We start from the raw sequence: 24,477 nt of genomic DNA, 5'->3' as shown, positions 1-24,477 counted from the left end.
TGTTCACTCCCCGTAATCATAATAATAAAGGTGAGGGGAAACTCACTGATCCATGGCTAAGGATAACAACGTGGCATTTCGTCTGAAATATCTTGCTCTTCTTCCTCTGCTGGTGGCGACTGCATGTCAGCAACCTGCGAAAACCAACATCATAGAAACCCCATCTGCACAGATTCAACCTGCGCTAGTTAATAATGCATGGATAGAAATTTCTCACAGTGCATTGGATTACAATATCAAGAAAGTACAAGCATTATTGGGTGATAAAGCGGGAATGTGTGCTGTTTTAAAAGGGGATGCATATGGGCATGACCTGACGTTAGTTACCCCAGTAATGATTGAAAATAATGTTCAATGCATTGGGCTAACTAGCAACACAGAATTGAAGCAAGTTCGTGATTTAGGCTTTAAAGGTCGTTTAATGCGAGTGCGTAACGCCACTGAAAAAGAAATGGCTCAAGCCACTGAATTTAATGTAGAAGAATTAATTGGTAACTTGGAAATGGCGCAGCGCTTAAATGCGGTAGCGGCAAAACAGGGCAAAGTTATTCCGATTCACCTTGCATTGAACTCGGCAGGAATGTCACGAAATGGTTTGGAAGTCAGTAATACTGAAGGATTGCAACAAGCTAAGCTAATCTCGCAGTTACCTAATTTAAAAATCGTCGGGATTATGTCTCACTATCCTGAAGAGGATGAAGCACAAATCCGAAAAGATCTGGCTAAATTCAAAAAAGAGTCTCAACAAGTTCTGAATGTGACAGGATTGAAACGCGAAGATGTTACTCTGCATGTTGCGAATACTTATGCAACATTGACCGTGCCAGAATCGTGGTTGGATATGGTGCGTGTTGGTGGTATTTTTTATGGTGATACGGTTGCCACTAAAGACTACAAACGCGTGATGACATTTAAATCGAATATTGCGGCGGTGAATCACTATCCGAAAGGAAATACCGTTGGTTATGACAGAACTTATACACTGAAGCGTGATTCTGTATTAGCAAATATTCCTGTCGGTTATGCGGATGGCTACCGTCGCGTATTCAGTAATGCTGGGCATGTTTTAATCAATGGGCAACGTGTGCCTGTTCTTGGAAAAACATCCATGAATACTGTGATGGTCGATGTTACTGATATTAAAAATGTACAACCAGGAGATGAGGTTGTCTTTTTTGGTAAACAAGGAAAAGGGGAAATAACCGCTGAAGAGGTTGAAGATATTAGCGGCGCGCTGTTTACTGAAATGTCCATATTATGGGGTGCAACCAATAAGCGTATTTTGGTTAACTAAACCATATTTAGTGAATAAAAGCCCGCACGAATGAAGCGGGCTTTTTTATTGGCTAAATAGGAGTCAGATAAACTGCAATTTACAATAGAGATCCGATAAGTGCGGTTTAACAGAATTGTTATCGAATCCTTGGTGGCGATATGTTAGCTTGGGATAACCTTTTCAATCTGAATAATGTCAGAAGGCAAATAGAAGAATTAGAAGGATATTTTATGTATCAAGTTGATTTACATGCGCACACCATTGCCAGCACCCATGCATTTAGCACTGTTAATGAATACTTTGCGGAAGCTGCCGCTCGAGGAATGAAACTATTTGCCATTACCGATCATGGCCCTGAAATGCAAGATGCCCCACATGAATGGCATTTTGGCAATATGCCAATATTGCCGCGCATTGTTAATGGTGTTGGTTTGTTATATGGAATTGAAGCAAACATTAAAAATAAGCAGGGTGAGACAGACTGCAATGAAAAGATTGCTCGTCATCTAGATATTATTCTAGCAGGATTCCATGAGCCAGTTCTAGAACCACAAAGTCTAGAAGACAATACAGAAGCGATGATTGCTACTATTCGTAGCGGAAAAGTGCAAATTATTACTCACCCTGGCAACCCTAAATACCCAATTGATATTAAAGCTGTAGCCCAAGCTGCTAAAGAGAGCAACGTAGCACTAGAGATGAATAACTCCTCTTTCTTGCATTCTAGAGCGGGTAGTAAGAAGAACTGCATAGAAATAGCGAAAGCGGTGAAAGAAGCAGGCGGTTGGGTTGCTTTAGGCTCAGATTCACATCATGTCAGTTATTTAGGGCGTTTTGATGAAGTGGTTGAGATGTTGAAATCCATTGATTTTCCAGAGTCCCGAATTTTGAATACTACACCACGCCGCGTTTTAGATTTTTTAGAGGCTCATGGACGTAAACCGATTCCTGAGTTTGCTCATTTTTAATTTTTAAATTGAATATAGTGAATTTAAAGCCATTCAAAGTTGAATGGCTTTTTTTTGAAGTAAACAGAAAAAGTTCTTTTTAGATAAAAATAAAAGTCAGCTTATCTTCAAAAAAAGAAGCTTTATTAAATTGGCAAGATGAAAAGTGAATTTTTAAAAGAAAAATGAAGAAAAAATAGATATCAAATAAATTGGAATGAAGATGATTTTCAAAATCAAAAAATTAACATCAAGATTTATTTTAATTTATCTGTTTGATATATATTGAAAAATAAAACTATTGGCAAGTTAAAAAACGATTAAAAATTAATCTTTAAAAGTAAATGAAGTATCAACAAAATTAAAATATTTATTCATTAAAATAACCTATAAAAAATTTAAGAATCTTTAATATTCTCCTATTGCGAAATGATCTGTAGATATGATTTATTAATGTGGCAAGAACATCCTTGCTTAATAAATTAATCTTAAGGTACTTAGTATGAAAAAGTTATTAGCAATCGCAACTGTATTGTCATTAGCTGTTTCTGGTGCTGCATTAGCAAATACAACAACCAAAACTGAGCCAGTAGCGCCAATTGCTGTCGCTCATCACTCAGCTAAAGCTCATCACGCAAAAGTGAAAACTGAGAAAAAAGTGAGTGCAACTAAAGATAAAAGTGCCGAAAAAGCCATTTAAATTTTTAGCTACACCAAAATATAAGTTTTATATCAATTACTCATTAGTTTGAATTTAAATAAGGCGTTCAAAATGAAAAAATTATTAGCAATCGCGACTGTTCTGTCATTAGCTGTTTCTGGTGCTGCATTAGCAAATACCACTGCAAAAACTGAACATGTAAACCATGGTGTGAAAACGCACGAAGTTGCCAAAGCAGAGCATGGTAAAAAAGAAGTTAAAAAGAGTGAAGTGAAACAGTCAGGTGAAGTCAAAGCACCTGAAGCGGCTAAAGCAGGTAAATAAGTTCGCTATACTCCTCTAGATTACGTCACGGTGCCATGGGGTATAATTCCATGGCGCTGCTTGACAGCTTATATGGTATACTGAGCATTATTTTTAAATCAGTGTAACCATATGAATTATCAATGCCCCTTGTGTTTTAAACCCCTCAATTTAATTAACAGTAGCTATCGTTGTGAAGCAAATCACCAGTTTGATTGTGCCAAAGAGGGTTATGTTAATTTGCTCCCTGTACAGCATAAGCGTTCTAAAGATCCAGGTGATAGCCTAGAAATGATGGTTTCTCGTCGTCAGTTTTTAGATGCGGGTCATTATCAGCCAATGCGCGATAAGGTCGCTGACAAGCTCGCTCAATATCTACCTGAGAGCAGTGAAAATATACTCGATATCGGTTGTGGGGAAGGGTATTACACTGATCATTTTGCTCAGTCATTAAAGGCGGCATCTAAATCTGTTAGTGTGTATGGGCTGGATGTATCGAAAGTGGCAATCCGTTTTGCTGCTAAGCGCTATAAATCAGTTAATTTCTGTGTTGCTTCAAGTCATCGTTTACCGTTTGCGGATTCGAGTTTGAGTGCCATTATTCGTATTTATGCACCCTGTAAGGCGCAAGAATTAAGCCGAGTATTAACACCAATGGGAATTTTAATTACGGTAACGCCGGCAGCAGAACATCTGCAAGAATTAAAAGCCTTGATTTATGATGAAGTGAAATTACACCCTGCAAAAGACGAAGACCTTCCAGACTTTAAATTGATTGATGAGACTCGCTTAAATTATGTGATGGATCTTGAAGGAGAAGAGGCATTTGCATTGTTAGAGATGACGCCGTTTGCATGGCGAGCTTCTGAAGAGGTGAAACAGCAATTAAAGCAGGAAAACGAGAAAGATTATACTGCTGATTTTCTGATCCGAGTTTATCAATATAAAGACTAAAACCCGTATTAAATCTCAAACTGTTCCCCCTGAATGACTCAGGGGGAACAGGAAGATCATGGCGCGTACATAAATAATTCGAGATGCTCAAAGAGGATATTAAATCCAATCGCAATAAGCACCAGCCCGCCTAAAATCTCTGCTTTTTTTCCTAATAATGGACCTACGTAACGGCCAATCATCATGCCAATTGTGGCCATTATCATCGTGGTTAAGCCGATAGTCATCGCTGTATGGACGATATCTACTTGCAGGAAAGCCAGACCTAAACCAATTGCCATAGCATCAAGACTGGTGGCGATGGCAGATAACACTAAATTTCCTGCACTGTGACTAGATGGTTTAGCGCAGCAATCTTCATCTTTGGTGGTTAGACTTTGCCAGATCATACGTCCGCCAAGAATGAATAGCAGGGCAAACGCAATCCAGTGATCCCAACGGATAACATACTGGCTGGCTAAAATACCAATGCCCCAGCCAATGATCGGTGTGATAGCTTCAATAAAACCAAAGATAAAGCCAGTACGAAGAATTTCACGAAAACGAGGTTTATGGAGCACTGCGCCCTTACAAATAGCGACAGCGAAAGCATCCATAGAGAGCGCGAAGGCGAGGATGAGAGTTGCGTAAAAGCTCATAACAATAATCTCGGTTGGGTGTTTCCATATACACATAAATTACCCCCAACCAAAAGGCGTATTTATGTGTCTATGGTCTTGCCAACCAATAAATGGCATCCGCACCACGTTTAAAAACAAACGAGTATGTTGACACGGATTTTCTGGAAAGAATACATTCCAGAACAGGCTACTCCCCAATGACGTGGGACGAAAGATATCATAGATTTTAATAAAGGCAAAATATTAATTATTAATAAATATATTTTTTAAATGAGAATAATTTTCATTTTCGATATTAACAAAGTTAAGGTTAATTAAACATTTAATTAACCTTAATATTTATACCAATATATAAAGTAGTTATTTATGATTAATAAAAAAATCATAAATCTTTTGTAAATCATCAAGATGGTTGACTTGAATATGGACTTTCTTTTGCTCTAATCCAATCATTAAAATACCATCTTCAGATAAATTCATTGTTTTAATTCGCTCATATAAAATAAACGTATTGGCTAAATAAAAGCCGGTTTGTTTAAAAAATACTTTTGGGCGACGAATAAAAGCTAAATAAATAGCCATAAAAATAGTAATCATTAATAAATAAGTGGTTAATAAATTACCATGTCGAACAATATTTGTATAAATGACTATACAAATGAGAACAATAAAAATGATGGCATCCACTCGATGTTTACGTTTTAAGTTAACTTTTAATAGAGTTTTGCCTTTTAGTGTTCCTTGAATAAATTCATCATAGATTGCGTATACAAGCATGATCAAAATGATAATGGCTAAAACGACATCATTTAAGGTCATTTGAGTACCCATGACTAAGTGGACGAATTACCAAGCTTAAAAGTAAAAAAGGGAGGCTGCAACCTCCCTTTTTTATTATTTAACAGAAATTATGGCGCTAAGAAGTTTAACCAAGCACCCAGAATACCTAAACCGAAGAAGCCGATAATGATCCATAAAGCATTCACTTTACGGCGTAACAGCCACATACAGGCGAAGGTCAGCAATAGAGGAACTAATCCAGGCATTAATTGGTCGAGGATCATCTGAACAGTAGTGATATCTTCCACACCCGTGGTTTGGTTTTTGATCCGCGAAACTTCGAGTGGAATGTTGACGTGAGTCCATTTATTGACCAGCGCCCCCATAACAAACAGGCCTAGAATCGATGCTCCTTCTGTCAGTTTTTGCAGGAATCCACCGCCCATATCTTGAACGATATCAATCCCTTTCTTGTAGCCATAGGCCACGCCATAATAGCGAGTTAACAGACGTACAAGGTTAAACAGAACGAAGAACAGTACAGGACCTAACAAGCTACCTGTCATCGCGATACCAGCACCCAGAGCAGCGAATACAGGGCGCACAGTTCCCCAGAAAATTGGGTCACCCACACCGGCCAATGGTCCCATTAGACCGACTTTGATACCGTTGATTGCACCATCGTCGATGTCCGCGCCATTAGCACGTTCTTCTTCCATCGCCATCGTTACACCCAAAATAGGCGCAGCAACGTAAGGATGGGTATTGAAGAACTCTAAGTGACGTTTAATCGCTTGTTTACGGTCATCATTATTTTCTGGGTATAAGCGACGGATCACGGGAACCATTGAGAAACAGAAACCCAGAGCCTGCATACGTTCAAAGTTCCATGAACCTTGGAATAAGTTAGAACGTAAGAAAACCCCACGAATATCGCTTTTTGTCAGCCGTTTTTCAGTAGATTGAGTTTGTTCAACCATTTTTACGTTCCTTCTAGTCTAATTCGTTATCAAGATTGTTGTTACTGTTTGATTGGCTGACAACAACTTGGGATTTGTTGTATTTCGGGCTTAGTTGGATGTACAGAATCGCCATCACAACACCAATCACACCAAGTGCAACAAGGTTGAAGTTAGTAAAGGCCGCAGTCACGAAGCCTAAATAGAAGAACGGCATCAGATAGCCAGCGCGCATCATGTTGATAACCATCGCATAACCGACCACAACAATCATACCACCTGCAATGTTCAGACCGTTGGTAACGACTTCAGGGATAGAGTTCAGTAAGTGCTGGACTTCTGAAGTTCCCACTGAAATTGCGACGATCAGTGCAGGGATTGCGATACGCATTGCTTGCAGTAATAACGCAGAAACGTGGATAATGCTCAGGGAGGTTAAATTACCGGAGACCGCAGCACGGTCAGCGGCGTGTTGGAATGCAACGGTAATAGTACGAACAATGATTGTCAGTACTTGTCCAGCTGCTGCCAGTGGGATAGCCAGTGCAATACCGGCACCGATACTTTGACCACCTGCAATAACCAGAATGGTTGAAATGATGGAGGCTAATGCAGCATCTGGTGCAACGGCCGCACCGATGTTCATCCAACCTAACGCGATCATTTCCAGTGTACCACCGATAATAATACCGGTTTTCATATCACCCAGAACAATACCAATAAGCGTACAGGCAATGAGAGGGCGGTGGAACTGGAATTCATCGAGGATCGATCCCATACCGGCGATACAAGCCACGACGAAGACCATTACTATTTGAACAACGGTAAGTTCCATTGTTTAATCTCCTGTAACCAACAAGTTTCTAAGTCTGTTTTTGAGTAACGGTTCAATAAGAACTAATTTCTAAAACATTATTTTTTGAGTTTATTAATTAAATCCATCATGTGGACTTTACTGTCTGAAGCGACTTTACGAACTTCTAACTCAATATTTTTGTCATTCAGATAATTGAATGCATCGATATCTTTTTGGTTAATTGATACGGCATTGGTGACCATGGTTTTACCTTCGGTATAGGCCATCCCACCAATATTGACCGAGTCAATCTCAACGCCTTGCTCAACAATACGCTGTACATCTGTTGGGTTAGTGAATAACAGCATCACGCGCTCGCCGGAATATTTCGGGTTGTTGTAAACACGGACACATTTGTCTACGTCAACAACGTGGGCGGTAACACCTGGAGGAGCAACTTGTTTCAGTAAGGTAGAGCGAACGGTATCTTTGGCTACTTCATCACTGACAACGATAATGCGTTTAACACGCATCTCTTTTGTCCAGCGAGTCGCCACCTGACCGTGAATTAATCGGTCATCAACACGCGCCAAAGCAATAATCATGTGTTCGCCCGGACCTGCAATAACAGGTTGTGGAGCAGGTGCACTGACCGCTGCGGGCGCAGGAGTTTCTGAAACAGCTTCTTTAAACTTGAATGGACGGATGCCACCGCGACCTGTTTCTAGCGTGACGGTGATCAGCTCATCCATGGATGGGTTGTCATCGCGGCACATAAAGGTCTCGACGAGCATTGGGACATTTACGCCTGTAATGATTTCGTAATTGTCATGCTCATTGGCAATGCGTGTAGCAGCATTAAATGGACTACCTCCCCATGTATCAACAAGAAATAGCACACCCGCTGAGGTATCAAGAGTAGTCAGCTTTTGTGTGTATTTTTCAAATAGGGTGTCAGCATTTTCCCCAGGGACAAAGTCAATAAACGAGACGTTTTCTTGCTCGCCTATTAACATCTCGGTGGTTCGGAGTAGCTGTTCAGCAGCAACTCCGTGGGTACCAATCATAATAGCTATACTCACTATTTTTCCCTCTTAACAGATAAATCGAAACATCATTGACGATAGAATAGAAGTTAGAAACTGGACTCCTTCTCTATGTGTTTCCCCTGCACCTTAAATAGTAGCTGAATAAATTCAAACTAAGTGGCTAGCTAATAATTAGTTAAGTGCAATTATTAGCTGAATGGTCAGTCTGATCATATCACTAGGATTAATCTAAAAAACTTGTTTCGCGTCAGAAAAATAAAAACAGATCCAAATATTACTGATAAATAAACCTATAACTCTAAATATATAAATATTTACAGAGTATAATTTTGGTTTATTTCAATAAGAAAGAGTGACACTCTGTTATCGGTAACAAAAAATCGGTTTATTTGATAAGAAATTCGTCATGGAGAGTAAAAAGTGAGCAAAAATAGGGCTGACCAATAGAATTTAAAGGAATAACAGAATGGAAATAGCGATTCAAAAAATAGAATCCCGCGTGAGAGTACTGAAGAAATAAAACGTTCGTAGACGATAAAAATCGAAAGCTGAAACGAGAAAAGCAAAAAGAGGGGAGATGTTATTTTGATGAAGGTGTTGGAGTTTAATAGACTTAATTAAAAAAATTAAATAAGCGCAGAAAGAGTGAGGGTAAAGCTCCCTCTTCACCATTTAAATGAGTAATGAAGAGGGAGGCTTAATCTTACTGATTAATCACACTGGACTTTGATAGCTAAGCCACCACGAGATGTTTCGCGGTATTTGGCATTCATATCTTTACCCGTTTCGTACATGGTTTCGATAACTTTATCGAGAGAAACGCGAGGCTCGCTGGTTCTACGTAAAGCCATGCGTGCGGCATTGATAGCTTTAACAGAGGCGATTGCGTTACGTTCAATACAAGGTACTTGAACTTGTCCGGCAACAGGGTCACAGGTTAAACCTAAGTTGTGTTCCATACCAATTTCAGCTGCAATGCAGACTTGCTCTGGGCTTGCGCCAAATAATTCTGCTAAACCTGCCGCCGCCATTGAGCAGGCAACACCAACTTCGCCTTGGCAACCCACTTCTGCGCCAGAGATAGACGCATTCATTTTATACAGAATACCAACGGCGCCGGACGCTAAGAAATAGCGCAAGTAAAGTTCTGGTGTAACGGGTTCAACGCAATGGTTGTAGTAGGCCAAAACAGCCGGAACGATACCACAAGCACCGTTAGTTGGCGCTGTAACAACACGACCACCCGCTGCGTTTTCTTCGTTAACGGCCAATGCATACATGTTGATTAAATCAACCACGTTCATCGGGTCATTAGACAGTTTACTTGCAGAGGTCACTAAGCGGTTCAGTGCCGGTGCACGACGAGGAACGCGCAATGGACCTGGAAGGACCCCTTCAGTGTTCAGACCGCGTTCAATACAGGCTTGCATGGTTTTCCATACATCCGCAAAGTAAGCGTCAATTTCTTCACGAGGGTGCAAATCCAGCTCATTTTTCATCATCAGGCTAGAAATCGATAAGCCAGATTCTTTACATTTTAGGAGTAATTCACTCGCGGAATTAAACGGATAAGAGACTGGTTTACTGTCTGAAGAGGTTTGACCAAAATGTTCTTCATCGACAATGAAACCACCGCCGATGGAATAATAAGTTTTAGTGTAAATTTCCTTATCGCCAGCAAAGGCGTGGATAGTCATACCGTTTTCATGTAACGGTAAGTTATCTTGACGGAAATTCATGCCACCCTCACGTGGGAAATCAACAGTATGAGTGCCATTGGCTAATAGCAGCTTTTCTGTTTCTTCCACATTCTTGATAAAGGATGGAATTGATTCAATGTCAACGGTAGCAGGGAGGTTACCTGCTAAACCCATAATAATGGCGATATCGGTATGGTGACCTTTACCTGTTAGGGATAAAGAGCCATAAACGTCTACTGCGACACGGGTGACGGATGGCAATAATTGCTTATTGACCAAATCATCGACAAATTCTTTCCCAGCTTTCATCGGACCAACGGTATGAGAGCTTGAAGGGCCAATGCCCACTTTAAACATGTCGAAAACGCTTATCACGCAGGACTCCTTAAACAAAAGATGAAGATATAGTGATTTATTTTAAAGGGCGCTACTTTACTGTTATTTCGTAGTGTTAACCAGTAAGTTTAAAGTATTTTTTGAAATAAGGTAGTTACATAAGGTGGATTGGTTATAAATAGCACTAATTGTATTTTGGATAGTGAAAAAATGATTGAATAAAAGGATTGTTGACTATGAAGGCTAATCCAGTTGTAGGGCAAGCTGGTGCAGGATGGATGCAGTGAGGCCCCAGACTAAGTGATTGTTATACCAGTAGAAAAAGACCCGTTTTTCGCGGCCAGAGCGATTGATATCCACATATTTATGTTTCTGCAGGGATAATGCATCAAACAGGGGAATTTCAAAAATAGAGGAAACTTCGCTAGGATTCGCCTGATAGCGAATATTATTGGGTACAAGACCCACAATTGGGGTGACTTGATAACCCCCAATACTGGAAATAGGTGCAAGCTGCCCTAAGACCTGTACTTTCTCTGGTGGAATGGCGACTTCTTCGTAGGCTTCTCGTAATGCGGTCGCAATTAAGTTTGAATCTTCAGGATCGCGTGAACCGCCTGGAAATGCCACTTGACCGGCATGAGAACGTAATAGTGGTGACCGTTGCGTGAGCAATAATGTCGGATTGGATTTATTAATAATTGGCAATAGCACTGCGGCCGCTTTACCCGCCGATGTGGCGGGTTGGCGAGAAAGCGGGAGTGTAAATTGAAAACGGTTAATAAAGCTATTTAGCTCAGTCATCGCTATTGAGTTTTCCTAGTTTTGGCAAAATCAGGCGTAATTTGTCAAAGGTTTCTTGGTACTCTTTATCTGCTTGGCTATCAGCAACAATACCGCCACCAGCCCAGCAATAAATCTGTTTTTTATCAGTTATCAGCGTACGGATTGTGATATTCGTATCCATATTGCCACAGAAACTAATATAGCCGATTGCGCCACAATATCCATGTCGACGATTGGGCTCTAATTCTTCAATAATCTGCATTGCACGAATTTTAGGTGCGCCCGTAATGGAACCACCGGGGAAGCAGGCACGCAGTAAATCAGTGGCTTGGTATTGGCTGTCTAATGTGGCGGTGATGGTGCTAACGAGGTGATGAACAGCGGGAAAAGGCTCCACTTTGAAAAGCTCAGGAACGCGTACGGTACCCGGCTTGGCAACACGTCCAATGTCATTACGCAGCAAATCCACAATCATCAAGTTTTCAGCACGATCTTTTGGCGAATTGGCTAATTTTTCTGCTTGGAGTTGGTCTTCCTCGGGTGAGTCTAAGCGAGGGAGTGTGCCTTTGATCGGGCGAGTTTGAATTTCACCTTTCTCTAATAAAATAAAGCGTTCAGGAGAAACACTGATAACCGCATTATCGGGTAAGCGAATAAACGAGGAGAATGGGGCGCGGTTGCTTTCGTTCAGTGTTAAAAATGCATCCCACTCATTGCCCTTATATTTGGCTTTAAAGCGCTGAGCTAGGTTGATTTGGTAGCAATCCCCCTCACGTAAATATTGATGGATACGGGCAATATTTTCATGGTATTGCGCTTCGGTCATGTTGGCATGCCATGGGGACGTCAGTGAGAAGGCACTTTTACGAGAGGCTTTTTGAGCCTGTAACCAAGTGAGTCGTTGCTCGACATCTTGATGGCTGAATAAGGTCACACGCTGTTCATGATGGTCAACAATAAGAGCCCATAAATAGATGCCCACCGCCATATCGGGAAATTGCAGTTCTGTCGTGGCAAGTTCAGGAAGTTTTTCGATACGGCGACCTAAGTCATAGCTCCAAATTCCCATTGCGCCACCTTGGAACGGCAGAGTTTCATCAGTAAATTTGGCGGCTTGATATTGATCCATATATTGCTGTAAAAGGGCAAAGGGATCTTTTTCTGAAAACTGAGCCGGCTGATTTTGCGCTTGAATTTCCGTTTGCAAACCGCGCGTTAATAGGGTGACTGCTGGATCAGCGACAATCATATCGTAACGGTTATGAGAGTGTTCAGCTTGACCAGAATGAAGCAGTATGGCCCATGGTTGGTGCGATAACGATGCAAAATAATCTAATGCCACATTGGGGCTGTAAGGGAGTTGTATTTTATTAATAGCCATATCAATCAATTAAAATCAGGTTCCACAAGTGAATAATGCCAGATTACCATATAATCTTACCTTATTAAGGCAAGAGCTGTTAAAATTTGCTGAAAATCTTAACGTATTAAATAAGTCTGCAATTTAAAGAGGTTGATTATGTTTTCAGGTATGCCAGCACTTTCCCACGCAGAGCAACAAGAAGCGGTTGAACGTATTCACCAACTGATGGCAGAAGGCATGAGCAGCGGAGAAGCGATTGCGCTGGTTGCTCAAGAAATCAGGGAAAACCATCAAGATAAAGAGCAAATTGTTGCTCGATTCGATGACGAAAATTAATAATTAATAAACATCCTATTAACATTTAAAAATATTTCTGATAAATTCATATCAGTTAAGTCATTTTGCTCATAGGTTTTATTTTTACAACTACACTAAATAGACAACGTCTGCCTATACGCGCGTTGTTAATGATGCTGCAGTTTTGGTGAGTACAATGGATCTCAATTTCATCTACATTTCGTAGATGCCGGAGGACGGTATGAATGTTAATAAAAAAATAGCAATGGTTTTAGGCAGTTGTGCGCTTGTATTAAGTTCGTTTGCATTCAGTGCTAACAAGGAAGAAGGTAAAGCTGCTGCATTTGTGAGCTGTGGCAATCTTACTGAGCCACAAATTGCGGCGCAGGTTAAAAATGATTTTATGAATAACCGGTTACCACGCTGGGCAGATGAAAAAGCGGCGGTGGGTAAAAAAGCGGTTGCATGGATCAACGACAGTGAAGTGACGAAAACGGAAGATGGCTACTCGCTGCCTTTAGTGGTCAGAGGGTCGAAATCCGATCTGCATTATCGTGTCGCTGTGGATTGTAAAAACAATACTATCACCTATAACACCAGCAAATAATCTGTGGTTTTATAGAATGAAAAAGGAGAGTCTAACTCTCCTGAGGTTGATGACAAAGAGGGATAAAACGTGGTTGTTCCCTCTTTGTGTTATCAGGCGAAAATCAATACATTGATTTTCCTTGTTAATTTTACAACCCAAAAGAGCCATTTCCAAAATTATAGGTTTGAAAATGGTCAAAGGAGAATTACATTCTCCTTTTTTGTGCCTAAAATTTCATTCCTAGCGATTTCTTGGCTCGTAAGGCATTCGAGCGAAATTCATTGATAATTGGCGATAGTGAACCAGTCTTTCACGAAAATAATCTCGCAAATGTTCTGGCTGCTCACGTTCGATGGCTTCAGGAATAATGGGAATATTATAACGTTCCTTGAAAGCAACACCGGAAGCTAGAAGGTCAACGTTAATTTTGTCCATCTCTTCTTTTGGGAGGGTGGCAAGATTATGGCTCATTTCAAATCCTAACGGTTAACTACATCAGCATGAATTGTAGCAATTGAAGTTCAAAAAATCTTGATGAAATAGTGAGATGGTTAGCGAATAAAATTAAATTCAAACATGATAATAGTAAGCAATTAGGATTATTACGATGAATAAAAGCTAATGCGACTGATTCGTGTTATTTTTACAAAAAGTTATTGTTAATCAATAAATTAATTTTTATGGGAAGAATGTTTTCTGAATGCATTTATTATGTTACTGTGGGATATAACTTCATAAAATCATCATCATTAAGGTAAAGATATGTTAAAAGCTGACATGATTGAAGCGTTAAATAAACAACTGAATCTTGAGTTTTTCTCCGCTAATCTGTATTTGCAAATGAGTGCTTGGTGTAGTGATAAAGGTTTTGAAGGTGCAGCTGCATTTTTGAAAGCTCACTCACAAGAAGAAATGGAGCACATGCAGCGTTTATTTAATTACCTTAGCGATACAGGGGCATTACCACGTTTAGGCGCGATTGCTGCACCACCAGAAGATTTTAATTCTATCGCTGATGTGTTCAATAAAACGTACGAGCATGAGCAATTAATTACTTCAGAAATCAATAAACTTGCGCATTTAGCCATGACCACCCAAGATTACTCAACATTCAACTTCCTGCAATGGTATGTTGCAGAGCAGCATGAAGAAGAGAAACTGTTCAAATCTGTACTGGATAAACTGGGCATGGTGGGTGAGTCTGGTAAATCATTATTCCTGTTGGATAAAGATCTGAAAGGTTTAGCGGCAGCTGCGCACGTTTAATTATTCTTTTCAATAACTCGATTTTCGGGTTACTTATCAAGCGCCAATTCAGAGATGAATGGCGCTTGTTTTATTTTTGCGAGTGAGTTTTATTCGCATTTTGTGCCAAGCCTCACAAGCTGAATGATAAAATCTGATTTTATCGCTGCGTAGCATATTATTTTCCGTATAATGATTGGCAATATATCTAAATTCACCTGCAAATTAAGAGGTTACTATGCCAATCAACCAAATAAAATCTTCTTGGCGTAAATTAAGCGCGGTCGCTGTACTGTTCTTAGGTATGTCATTCCAACAAGCATTTGCTCATGCGCATCTTAAAGATCAATTACCTGCTGAGGGCGCGGCATTAGAGCAGGCACCAGAAGCTATCACATTAAACTTTTCTGAAGGTATTGAAGTTAACTTTACTAAAGTCAATGTAACGGATGAGAACAAGCAAATAATCAAGACGGGTAAAGCCGCGTTAGATCCTAGCAATAACACCAAAGTTATTATTCCTGTTGAAAGCAAATTAGCCGCAGGTAAGTACGATGTTCAATGGAGCGTTGTCTCTGTTGATGGGCATAAAACCAAAGGGAACTATAGCTTCACTGTGAAATAATATGTCACTGGAAGCATTTTATACCTTAACGCGATTTGCTCATTTTATCGCCGCAATGTTGATGTGTGGAATGTCGATGTTTGCGGTGATAGTTTCCCATGGGCGATTTCGCGTACTACTCCAAGATGCACTGAAAAAAAGCATTATATTTAGCGCAGTTATTACTATCATCACCACATTTTGCTGGATGATTGCACAATCTGGTTTGATGGGCGATGGCTGGGAAGATGCGTTGAATATGGATATTTGGCAAGGTGTACTTGGCACTACCTTTGGTCAAATCTGGCGTTGGGAAATCCTCAGTGCTGTCGGTTTATTTGCCGTTCTGTTTATACGCCCGATCACCTTAAAACTTTATCTCATTCTTGGTTTCTCCGTCATTATTCTGGGTCTGCATGCCTTTATTGGTCATGCGGCGATGCATGAAGGGTGGCTGGGAATTGCTCATCAAACTAATCAATTCATTCATTTAATTAGTTGTGCGTATTGGTTTGGGGGCTTGTGGCCTTTCCTTATTTGTATTCAATTTTTACGTAGTAAAGAACAGTTAAAAGCAGGGCTAGAAACGCAAATTGTTGTATCAATGAAGCGTTACTCGCAATTAGGGCATATTGCTGTGATTTGTGTACTAATAACGGGAATTATTAATAGCCTGATTTTATTGCCGGGCTGGCCATTCACCTCAACACTATCCGAATACCAATCTTGGCTATGGCTAAAAATTGCGTTAGTTGGGTTGATGGTGCTATTGGCATTAACGAATCGTTATTGGGTGGTACCACGTCTTCAACAGCAAGGGCAGATTAATTATTTGATAATAAATAGTTGGGCTGAATTGCTGCTTGGTACGATTGCCATCCTTGCGGTGGCTATTTTTGCTACCTATCAACCTGTATAATGGCGCATATCTTTGTATAACCCCGTTTGACAAGGTCATTTTCAATGAAATTCAAATTCATAATTTGTGCGTTAGTACTGGGTGGAACATTCAGTACGGCGATAGCTGCGCCATTGGCGAGTGTCAGTAAAAAACAGTTTGGCGACGATTGGCCGCTAAAGCGTGAAGAAGTGATGTTAGAGTGTCGAGCGAATGGCGCATTGGTGGTCATCAACCCATCTACGTTAATGCAGCATCCATTGAATGATATTGCAACGGCGCAAATGGAAAAGAAAGAGATCCAAGCACAACCGATTGATGTGCTATTAGCGCCTATCGAAACCACTAAATCAGTTGAAGAGCGAGTATTACCGCTGAAGCAAGCCGCCGAGAAACTGTGTGAGAGCAAATAGGATGTAGTTAGCCTTTAGCTAGAAATATCAAGGAGATGGCAATTGAAAGGTTTTGCTGATTGCTTAGATAGGTTTAACTTATCATGCAAATAGCTCAATCTTAGAAAATTAAGCAATAAATTGTGTTAAAAATATGTAAATTAATTGCTAATTTAAGTGGTAAGAACGTAAGCTGAACGCTAGTATTAGGGAGTACTTTGTTACGTCTCAATGGCAATTTTAGCGCACGGCTCTGCCAGAGCCATTTCCCAAGGCCCGGTAATCGGAATCTACCAGGCCTCTTTTTTTTGTGTTATTTCCCATCTAACCGTTCTATTGAATACCACCATCTTCATCAAGCAATTCTCATTAGCCAATGATGATTTTCTTTATCATAACGCTGGCGATAGAGCAGAACCGGTTTTTCATCCAGTGTCGCAGGGATACTCGTGTGTTCATCCCAACCATCCAATTGCATACAAAACTCAGAATCGGAATCGCAAGGAATACTCACAGTATCACTACGCTTATCAGCCATGACTGCATCATTGATTTCATAGGAAGAGATTTTCAATTTAACTATGCTCATAACGTTTCCTCTTTACTCTTTATTTTTACAATAAAAAATCAGTCCAACGAAATTAAGCATAGTATAAATGGAATTCATTTCCAAAATATATTTTTAGCGATGGGAGATAAAAAAGGCGTCATGCTGTGAAACATGACGCCTTGTGAGGGATTATTTTTTGGGAATAGGGGTTCCCCAGTCTAACCAGTCCGCAGGTGGCTCTAATTTCAGAATGAAATGCTGATCAGGCTTAGCTTTAGGTGCCAGTGGCACTGTTGGCGGGGTTGCCAGCGAAATTCCACCACGAACAAACTGCTTGAATGTACCGCTTTTCACTACGCCGCCTGTTAAACCAAAGGCGAGATTGTAACCGGAAGATAACCAGAACTGGGTATTATCGCGGATCAGATATTGGTATTCTTTACCTATGCGTGTTGCAACATAAACGCGATCGGAAAGCTCTCCCAAATAAAGCCCCGTTACGGTTCCGATTTCTAATCCTCTAAATAGAATTGGCGTTCCCACCTGGATAGAACCCGCTTCACTGGCATCAAGAATAATGGTTAAACCATCGAGATAACGGGAGTCTGTAATGTTGGCAGTTTGCAATTCAAATTGGAAACGGCTCTTATTACTGCGCCCTGGCTCTGCACTGATATAAGGTTGGATCAGCGTATCGAGGTTGTTAACCCCCGATGGCGAAAGTTCAGGGGTCACAATGGCGAAACGGCTGCCAATTTTGGTGAAGTTTTCCACATATTCAGGATATAGAATCGCTTTCGCTTTCACTTCACGGTTATCCGCAGATAGTTTCAGCGATTCGATTTGTCCGATGTTAATACCTAAATAACGAATAGGCATGCCTTCCGACAGCTTAGACGCATCAAAGGTTGTCAACGTCACCGCACTACCAATCGCTTTTGCAGCCGTTTCTGATGGATAAAGTGTATGTTGACGTGAAGTATCTAATGAGCCAGTTTGAATATTGTCAAAGCTAATTGCACCACTAAAAGCACGGCTGAGCGGGGAAGCTTGAACCGTTAAACCTCCAGCATTTAACTGAACTTTAGCGCCACCTTCAGCCCAGAATACGCTTTGTGGGGTCAATAAGTTACGATATTGACCTGAGATATACACATTCACTGCAAAGCCGTCATTGTTTGGTTTAATTGACACAATTTTACCGACTTCAAATTGACGATATAACACCACTGATCCTTGTTGGATGTCGGGAAGGGTATTGGTGTTTAGCGTAATGGTGGTCGGTAGTGCGGAACCTAAAATACCCGCTTTGGCATTTTCATCGGTACGATATAACGGGAATGACTCTGGTAATGTATCTTTCCCTTTTCCTGGAATGATATGTAAGCCACCTTCCAACCATTCTTGAGGTGTCGCGCCTTGAAATTGCAGTCCACTCATACCTAACTGCACATCGACACGACTATTGGCGACGAATTTACTGTCCTGTTTAACCAAATGTTTAAATTCATTAAACACGGCAATTTGGAACTGAACATTGTCATCCGTTAAGTGACGTTGTAACACTTCGCCGATTTTTATTCCGCGGTAAATAACAGGTTGTCCTACATTCACCCCAAAGGTATCCAATGCGGTGAGGGTAAGTTGCAAGTCTATATTGCCTTGCTGATCAAGCGGTTTGACATCTTCTTTACTCGGCTGCAATTCATATTGTTGCCCTGTTTGCGCTGGCAGGCTGTTTTCTGGGGAATCAAATGCGATTGCGCCATTGATCACAGCCGAAAGGCTTTCCATTTTGATACTGGCACCAGTATTTAGGTCAAATCCACCCTCAATACCAGAGATATTCCAAAATTGGCTATCCGAGCGTACGAGATTCACGTAGCGTTTTTTAATAATAACCGCGATGGATACACCTTTATTTTCAGGTAATAAGGAATAATCAGAAATATAACCGACCGGAACTTTACGGTAATAAACAGGAGAGTTTTCGTTTAATGCGCCTAAATCTTTCGCGGTAAGGTAAATGAGTAATTCACCTTCGTTTAAGTTTCTTTGAGGTGGCGTATCAAGCGCCACAAATTGTGATTTTGGCGAGCCAGTGCTTGGCTGCATACCAATATAGTTCCCACCTACCAGAGCATCTAAGCCTGATACACCGGCTAAAGAGGCCTTAGGTGTCACCAACCAAAAACGCGTTCCTGAAGTGAGTGCAGTGCGCATGTCTTTATTCACATTGGCAGTGACAATTACGCTTTTCATATCGCTACTAATAGAAACGGTTTGCACCATGCCAACATCCACACCTTGGTAGCGAATTGGCGTTCGACCTGCAACAACGCCAGAGGCAGACGAAAATTGAATGGTAATTTGCGTGCCACGTTCCACCCATTGTTGGAATAGCAGCCAGCCTGCGATTATGATCGCGATGATGGGAAGCAGCCAAAAGGGCGAAATTGACGTCCTTTTACGGCTGATAGCCTCCGAAACTTCATCCGAAGCTTCACTTTGATGGTTTTGATTTTCCATAAGAATCCCATATTAATCGACTGTCTAACCACTCAACAGCAAGGATAGTTAAAATAACAGCGGTACCAAAATATAAAGCCGCAGGCCCCATAGTAAATGACATTAGCATATCGCGATTAACTAAGGTCATCATCAAGGCGATGACAAATAAATCTAACATCGACCAGCGCCCAATCCATGAAACGAATTTCAGTAATTTCATCCGTAACACGGGGTCTGTATGGCTTTTAAATTGAATTGAAAATAGTAACAGTATCATGATGATAATCTTCACGAAGGGCACCAAAATACTGGCAATAAAAACAATAATGGCAATCGGCCAGTTTCCTGAGTCAATTAAGGAAACGACCCCAGAATAAATTGTGTCTTCTAGACGTCGACCATTTAAATAAAACGTCGAAATGGGCAATAGGTTAGCGGGGATTAGCAGCACCATGGCGGCAATCAGTGCGGCCCATGTTTTTTGTAAGCTCAAGGGTTCACGATGGTGAAGTGGGCGGTGGCAGCGCTGACATTTGCCTTTCTTATTGGGTTCGCCAGTAAAATGGCAAGCTAGGCAGGTTTCTGCATGAGGAGCATCTGTATTTTCTTCTAAAGGATAAAGCCGTCGCCACAGTTCATCGAGATTAATGTGGATTAAAATAATAATACTAATCACAGACATAGTACTAAACGCAATCAACCCATGCCCGACGTAAACCGTCGCGTAATCTTGCATTTTAATCGCGGCGATACCCAAACCGACAAGATAGACATCCAGCATGACCCACTCTTTGAGATGCTTCATCATCAGTAAAATGGGGCGCATGTTGATGGCCAGATAACGTGCTAATACCAAAGATAAAATCGAAATAGGCAAAAGTAGCGGTGCAGCTATCGCACAAAAAGCCACAATGCTGGCGGTAAAAGGGTCACCTTGCTCGCTAATTAAGCGGACGCCATCAAGCACGTTAGCATTGATTTGGGTGCCAAATAGATGAATAGAAATCAATGGCTGCCAAAAAGCGATGGGCGCAAGAAGCAATAAAGTGATAGATAATAGTGCAAGACGACGGAGTGACCATGAACGCCCATCATTTAATTGACTAGAACATCTTGGGCAAACAATGACTTGCCGCGGTTGAAAAGGCGGAGTCACTATTTTTTGGTTACAATGGCAACAACGTTGCAAATTCATGGCAGTATGATTAATGTGGGTCATATATATTGATTGTATGAATTAATTTGCTTGTAATCTAGTGTAAAAAAATTTACGTAAAAGTGACAACTTGCTAACCTACGGTCTACGCTTACTAATATTTTTTACTTGTTTACGTATAACTGAAAATAAATATGGATAAAAAGAAGTATTATCACGAACTTTCAGATAGTTTATCTGCACTTATCGCTGGAGAGTATGATTTAATTGCCAGTTTAGCAAATAGCAGTGCGTTATTATTTGAACGTTTATCCGGTATTAACTGGGTTGGTTTTTACTTGAGTGATGGAAAGGAACTGGTTCTTGGTCCATTCCAAGGTAAAGTCGCTTGTATACGGATCCCGTTCGATAAAGGCGTCTGTGGTGCTGCATTTTCCAAAGCGGAAGTTCATCGTGTGGAAGATGTGCATGCTTTTCCAGGTCACATCGCGTGTGATGCGGCTAGTAACTCGGAAATCGTCTTTCCTCTGAGTGTAAATGGCAAGATAATTGGGGTTTTAGACATCGATAGCCCAAATATCGGTCAATTCGATGAAGAGGATGAAAAAGGGCTTCAATACCTTACAGACCAGTTATGCCAGCACTTGGCAATGTGTTCTATACCAAAATATTATTAATTATTGGTATGTAAAATCAATAGGAACGTGGCAATTGTCAGCAACACGATTATAATGTCCGCTTGTTCATGCCCGTGAGGTTGGCAAAATCGTTGTTATCAGGAAATTTCATGGAAAATCAACCTAAGTTGAATAGTAGTAAAGAAGTTATCGCATTTTTGGCAGAGCGTTTTCCACGCTGTTTTATCGCTGAAGGCGAAGCACGTCCGCTTAAAGTCGGAATTTTTCAAGATATCGTAGGGAACTTGACCGAAGAGGATGGTATTAGCAAAACGCAATTACGTTCTGCGTTACGCATGTATACCTCTAGCTGGCGTTACCTTTACGGTGTTAAAGAAGGCGCAAAACGTGTTGACTTAAATGGAGATGACTGCGGTGAATTAGATGCAGAGCACATTGCCCATGCGCGTCAACAATTAGCTGAAGCGAAAGCGAGAGTCCAAGCCCAACGCGCAGAGCAACAAAAAACGCAAAAGCGTCCTGCTGCGAAAAAGCCTAGCGACAAAGCACCTCGTCAAAATGATGCGAACAAAGAGAACTCATCTCGTCGCCGTCCATCAGACAAAAAAGAACGCCCACAAAATACAGCTCCGAAAAAACCTCGTAGCAATCCAGCTGAAGAGAATTTGAAATCAGTTACTGATATCAACACACTGAAAGTCGGTCAGACTCTGAAAGTGAAAGTGGGTAGCAGTATGATGGATGCCTCTGTGCTGGAAATTGCCAAAGATGGTGTTAGGGTTCAATTGCCATCTGGTCTGGCAATGATTGTGCGCGCGGAACATTTAAAGTTCTGATACGGAGGTCACTCAGGTCATGAACAAATTACTCAAAGTTGCATTTGTTGTGAGTCTCGCGACTTTCGGCACAGCAATAGCTAATACTCAGGCAGTGACTCCGGTCACTGCTGCTCAGTTACCTCTTTTAAAGCAGAATACACAGCACGGAACCGTGAGTGAGCGTGTGACATCGCGTTTTACGCGCTCTCACTATCGTCAATTCGATTTAGACAAAGAGTTTTCTGGGAAAATATTTGACCGTTATCTCAATATGATTGATTACGGACATAATGTTTTACTTCAATCCGATGTTGACCAGTATGCAAAAGATAAAGCAAAAACGGGTGAATGGCTTGAAGATGGCAAGTTAGATAAGTTCTATGACCTGTATAACCTTTCTCAGCAACGTCGTTTTGAACGTTTCAAATATGCACTCGCGCGTTTAGATCAACCGATTGATTTAAACGCGACGGATTCTATTGAGGTTGATCGAACTAAAGCACCTTGGCCGAAGGATAAAGAAGAACTAGACCGTTTATGGGACCAAAAGGTTCGCTATGATTGGTTAAGTTTGAAATTAACGGGCAAAGATGACAAAGAGATCAAAGACAAACTGACTAAGCGTTACAATTTTGCATTGAAACGCTTATCTCAGGCACAAAGCGAAGACGTATTCCAATTAATTATGAATGCGTTTGCTCGCGAAATTGACCCACATACCAGTTATTTATCACCTCGTAGCACTGAACAATTTAACTCAGAAATGAGTTTATCCCTTGAGGGGATTGGTGCCGTGTTACAACAAGATGATGATAATACGACAATTAATTCTTTAGTTGCGGGTGGTCCTGCAGCTAAAAGTAAAGAGCTAAAAGTTGGCGACAAAATCATTGGTGTTGGTCAAGTTGGTAAACCTATTGTTGATGTCGTGGGTTGGCGTTTAGACGACGTCGTTGCCTTAATCAAAGGGCCAAAAGGTAGCCAAGTTCGTTTAGAAGTCGTTTCAGATACGAAAGGTGCTAAGCCACGTATCGTGACAATTGTTCGCGAACAGATCCGACTGGAAGATAGAGCGGTAAAACTGTCTATCAAACAGCAAGGTAAAGAGAAAGTTGGCGTATTAGATATTCCAGGTTTCTATGTCGGTTTGACCAACGATGTCAAAACTGAACTACAAAAAATGGCGAAAGAGAATGTTTCGGCTCTGATTATTGACCTGCGCGGTAATGGCGGTGGGGCATTAACAGAAGCGGTCGCATTATCTGGGCTGTTTATTAACAAAGGACCGGTTGTTCAAGTTCGTGATAACAATGGTCAAGTTCGCCAAGATGCGGATGACGATGATGTTATCTATTATAAAGGTCCATTAGTTGTTCTGGTTGATCGTTTTAGTGCTTCTGCATCAGAAATTTTTGCTGCAGCAATGCAAGATTATGGTCGCGCTTTAATTGTGGGTGAACCGACTTTTGGTAAAGGAACGGTACAGCAGCACAGAAGTTTAAGCCGCGTTTATGACCAAATGCTAAAACCAGAATGGCCAGCATTAGGTTCAGTGCAATACACTATTCAGAAGTTCTATCGTGTAAATGGTGGAAGTACTCAGCGTGAAGGTGTGACTCCAGATGTGGTTATGCCAACAGGGCAAGATCCAGCAGAAACAGGTGAAAGCTTTGAAGATAACGCATTGCCTTGGGATAGCATCCCGGCTGCGAATTACACTAAATCTGGGGACATTAATGCTGATTTATCTCCGATTAAAACCAAGCATTTAGCCCGTATCAGTGTTGACCCTGAGTTCAAATATATCGATGAAGATATTGCGCGTTACAAGTCATTGAAAGCAACTAAGAATCTGATTTCTCTGAACTATGCTCAACGTCAGAAAGAAGATGATGAAATTGATGCGACCAAACTGAAACGTATTAATGAACGCAATGCAAAACTAGGCAAACCGTTATTGAAGTCAATTGATGATTTACCGAAAGACTATGAAGCGCCAGATCCGTATTTAGATGAAACGGTGAAAATGGCAATAGACCTTTCGAATCAAAACACTAAGATGCTTTCTGGTGCCAAGCAGTAAAAATAAAAAGTATTTTCTAGAGCCAGCGCAAGCTGGCTTTTTTATGTTTATTGATTTTGTAATTCATTGATTTAATAATGGTTTAATATATTCAGTATTTTATCTATAGTCTTAACTTCAACTAAACCTAAATTTTTGTTTAAAAAAATAGTAGGTTTTCTTTCGC

Annotated in this window: 26 protein-coding genes and 1 riboswitch; of the genes, 14 read left to right on the top strand and 12 right to left on the bottom strand. The window is 40.8% G+C overall.

Annotated features, from left to right (window positions below):
* The first annotated feature begins 70 nt into the window (after positions 1-70).
* The 5 genes from alr to rlmA all read left to right on the top strand — a co-directional run bounded on the left by alr (position 71) and on the right by rlmA (position 4,141).
* Positions 71-1,294, top strand: coding sequence for an alanine racemase (alr, locus tag M5X66_RS09125; protein ID WP_036953439.1), 1,224 nt, complete (start codon positions 71-73; stop codon positions 1,292-1,294).
* A 212-nt stretch (positions 1,295-1,506) separates the two neighbouring features.
* Positions 1,507-2,244 (top strand): phosphatase, encoded by a 738-nt coding sequence (locus tag M5X66_RS09120; protein WP_036953364.1) that lies wholly within the window; start codon positions 1,507-1,509, stop codon positions 2,242-2,244.
* Between the two features lie 481 nt (positions 2,245-2,725).
* Positions 2,726-2,923: a hypothetical protein gene (locus M5X66_RS09115; protein ID WP_036953366.1), complete on the top strand. Its 198-nt coding sequence runs from the start codon at positions 2,726-2,728 to the stop codon at positions 2,921-2,923.
* Between the two features lie 72 nt (positions 2,924-2,995).
* The gene (locus M5X66_RS09110) at positions 2,996-3,208 is read left to right on the top strand and encodes an acid-shock protein (RefSeq protein ID WP_154599210.1); all 213 of its coding nucleotides are present in this window, start codon (positions 2,996-2,998) and stop codon (positions 3,206-3,208) included.
* Between the two features lie 111 nt (positions 3,209-3,319).
* Positions 3,320-4,141: a 23S rRNA (guanine(745)-N(1))-methyltransferase gene (gene rlmA, locus M5X66_RS09105; RefSeq protein WP_108478051.1), complete on the top strand. Its 822-nt coding sequence runs from the start codon at positions 3,320-3,322 to the stop codon at positions 4,139-4,141.
* Positions 4,142-4,197: 56 nt separating this feature from the next.
* Here rlmA and mntP read toward each other — a convergent pair whose 3' ends face one another.
* From mntP to pabB, 8 genes are all read right to left on the bottom strand, one after another.
* Positions 4,198-4,779 carry a manganese efflux pump MntP gene (gene mntP / locus M5X66_RS09100; protein WP_148444745.1) on the bottom strand — a complete coding sequence of 194 codons (582 nt, stop codon included), beginning with the start codon at positions 4,777-4,779 and terminating at the stop codon, positions 4,198-4,200.
* Between the two features lie 6 nt (positions 4,780-4,785).
* Positions 4,786-4,969: riboswitch (yybP-ykoY riboswitch) on the bottom strand.
* Positions 4,970-5,121: 152 nt separating this feature from the next.
* Positions 5,122-5,580 carry a DUF986 family protein gene (locus M5X66_RS09095; protein ID WP_036953374.1) on the bottom strand — a complete coding sequence of 153 codons (459 nt, stop codon included), beginning with the start codon at positions 5,578-5,580 and terminating at the stop codon, positions 5,122-5,124.
* Positions 5,581-5,669: 89 nt separating this feature from the next.
* Positions 5,670-6,521, bottom strand: coding sequence for a PTS mannose transporter subunit IID (locus tag M5X66_RS09090; protein ID WP_036953376.1), 852 nt, complete (start codon positions 6,519-6,521; stop codon positions 5,670-5,672).
* A gap of 13 nt (positions 6,522-6,534) precedes the next feature.
* Positions 6,535-7,335 (bottom strand): PTS mannose/fructose/sorbose transporter subunit IIC, encoded by an 801-nt coding sequence (locus tag M5X66_RS09085; protein WP_036953378.1) that lies wholly within the window; start codon positions 7,333-7,335, stop codon positions 6,535-6,537.
* Positions 7,336-7,412: 77 nt separating this feature from the next.
* The gene (gene manX / locus M5X66_RS09080; RefSeq protein ID WP_270103440.1) at positions 7,413-8,378 is read right to left on the bottom strand and encodes a PTS mannose transporter subunit IIAB; all 966 of its coding nucleotides are present in this window, start codon (positions 8,376-8,378) and stop codon (positions 7,413-7,415) included.
* Positions 8,379-9,055: 677 nt separating this feature from the next.
* Complete coding sequence (locus M5X66_RS09075) at positions 9,056-10,420, bottom strand: L-serine ammonia-lyase (RefSeq protein ID WP_036953382.1); 1,365 nt, start codon at positions 10,418-10,420, stop codon at positions 9,056-9,058.
* A 204-nt stretch (positions 10,421-10,624) separates the two neighbouring features.
* The gene (locus tag M5X66_RS09070; protein WP_036983648.1) at positions 10,625-11,185 is read right to left on the bottom strand and encodes a CoA pyrophosphatase; all 561 of its coding nucleotides are present in this window, start codon (positions 11,183-11,185) and stop codon (positions 10,625-10,627) included.
* A complete protein-coding gene (gene pabB / locus M5X66_RS09065) occupies positions 11,178-12,548 on the bottom strand; it encodes an aminodeoxychorismate synthase component 1 (protein WP_154633861.1) in 1,371 nt (456 codons plus the stop codon). The genes M5X66_RS09070 and pabB overlap by 8 nt, the downstream gene beginning before the upstream one ends.
* Positions 12,549-12,686: 138 nt before the next feature.
* Between pabB and M5X66_RS09060 the strand changes: the two genes are divergently transcribed.
* Positions 12,687-12,866, top strand: a complete 180-nt coding sequence (locus tag M5X66_RS09060; protein ID WP_270103439.1) for a YoaH family protein — start codon at positions 12,687-12,689, stop codon at positions 12,864-12,866.
* A gap of 202 nt (positions 12,867-13,068) precedes the next feature.
* Entirely contained in the window at positions 13,069-13,434 is a 366-nt protein-coding gene (gene yebF, locus M5X66_RS09055) for a protein YebF (RefSeq protein WP_036954829.1), read from the top strand.
* Positions 13,435-13,656: 222 nt separating this feature from the next.
* On the opposite strand, the gene M5X66_RS09050 is transcribed toward yebF, so the two are convergent.
* Complete coding sequence (locus M5X66_RS09050) at positions 13,657-13,887, bottom strand: DNA polymerase III subunit theta (protein WP_154599213.1); 231 nt, start codon at positions 13,885-13,887, stop codon at positions 13,657-13,659.
* A gap of 291 nt (positions 13,888-14,178) precedes the next feature.
* Between M5X66_RS09050 and ftnA the strand changes: the two genes are divergently transcribed.
* From ftnA to M5X66_RS09030, 4 genes are all read left to right on the top strand, one after another.
* Positions 14,179-14,682, top strand: a complete 504-nt coding sequence (gene ftnA / locus M5X66_RS09045; RefSeq protein WP_036954837.1) for a non-heme ferritin — start codon at positions 14,179-14,181, stop codon at positions 14,680-14,682.
* Between the two features lie 217 nt (positions 14,683-14,899).
* The gene (gene copC / locus M5X66_RS09040; protein WP_036954840.1) at positions 14,900-15,286 is read left to right on the top strand and encodes a copper homeostasis periplasmic binding protein CopC; all 387 of its coding nucleotides are present in this window, start codon (positions 14,900-14,902) and stop codon (positions 15,284-15,286) included.
* Between the two features lies 1 nt (position 15,287).
* Positions 15,288-16,184 (top strand): copper homeostasis membrane protein CopD, encoded by an 897-nt coding sequence (gene copD, locus M5X66_RS09035; protein WP_270103438.1) that lies wholly within the window; start codon positions 15,288-15,290, stop codon positions 16,182-16,184.
* Positions 16,185-16,228: 44 nt separating this feature from the next.
* Complete coding sequence (locus M5X66_RS09030) at positions 16,229-16,576, top strand: DUF2511 domain-containing protein (RefSeq protein WP_036954847.1); 348 nt, start codon at positions 16,229-16,231, stop codon at positions 16,574-16,576.
* Positions 16,577-16,910: 334 nt separating this feature from the next.
* Here the strand turns inward: M5X66_RS09030 and M5X66_RS09025 are convergent, their stop codons facing one another.
* The 3 genes from M5X66_RS09025 to yebS form a co-directional block, all read right to left on the bottom strand.
* The gene (locus M5X66_RS09025) at positions 16,911-17,144 is read right to left on the bottom strand and encodes a DUF1480 family protein (protein WP_036954855.1); all 234 of its coding nucleotides are present in this window, start codon (positions 17,142-17,144) and stop codon (positions 16,911-16,913) included.
* A gap of 150 nt (positions 17,145-17,294) precedes the next feature.
* On the bottom strand, positions 17,295-19,634 hold the full coding sequence (locus M5X66_RS09020) for an MlaD family protein (RefSeq protein ID WP_108478056.1): 2,340 nt from the start codon (positions 19,632-19,634) through the stop codon (positions 17,295-17,297).
* On the bottom strand, positions 19,609-20,835 hold the full coding sequence (gene yebS, locus M5X66_RS09015; RefSeq protein ID WP_108478057.1) for a membrane integrity lipid transport subunit YebS: 1,227 nt from the start codon (positions 20,833-20,835) through the stop codon (positions 19,609-19,611). Before yebS ends, M5X66_RS09020 begins: the two co-directional genes overlap by 26 nt.
* 131 nt (positions 20,836-20,966) lie before the next feature.
* Here yebS and M5X66_RS09010 point away from each other — a divergent pair, with 131 nt between their 5' ends.
* The 3 genes from M5X66_RS09010 (at position 20,967) to prc (ending at position 24,311) form a co-directional block, all read left to right on the top strand.
* On the top strand, positions 20,967-21,449 hold the full coding sequence (locus tag M5X66_RS09010) for a GAF domain-containing protein (RefSeq protein WP_270103437.1): 483 nt from the start codon (positions 20,967-20,969) through the stop codon (positions 21,447-21,449).
* A gap of 110 nt (positions 21,450-21,559) precedes the next feature.
* Positions 21,560-22,246, top strand: a complete 687-nt coding sequence (proQ, locus tag M5X66_RS09005; RefSeq protein ID WP_036954864.1) for an RNA chaperone ProQ — start codon at positions 21,560-21,562, stop codon at positions 22,244-22,246.
* A gap of 19 nt (positions 22,247-22,265) precedes the next feature.
* The gene (gene prc, locus M5X66_RS09000; protein WP_036954866.1) at positions 22,266-24,311 is read left to right on the top strand and encodes a carboxy terminal-processing peptidase; all 2,046 of its coding nucleotides are present in this window, start codon (positions 22,266-22,268) and stop codon (positions 24,309-24,311) included.
* Positions 24,312-24,477 lie beyond the last annotated feature (166 nt).

Origin of the sequence: Providencia sp. PROV188 (genome assembly GCF_027595165.1) — a bacterium.
GTDB lineage: Bacteria > Pseudomonadota > Gammaproteobacteria > Enterobacterales > Enterobacteriaceae > Providencia > Providencia lanzhouensis.
Note: the sequence above shows the minus strand (reverse complement) of the source record. Positions and strands in the feature narration are given on the sequence as shown.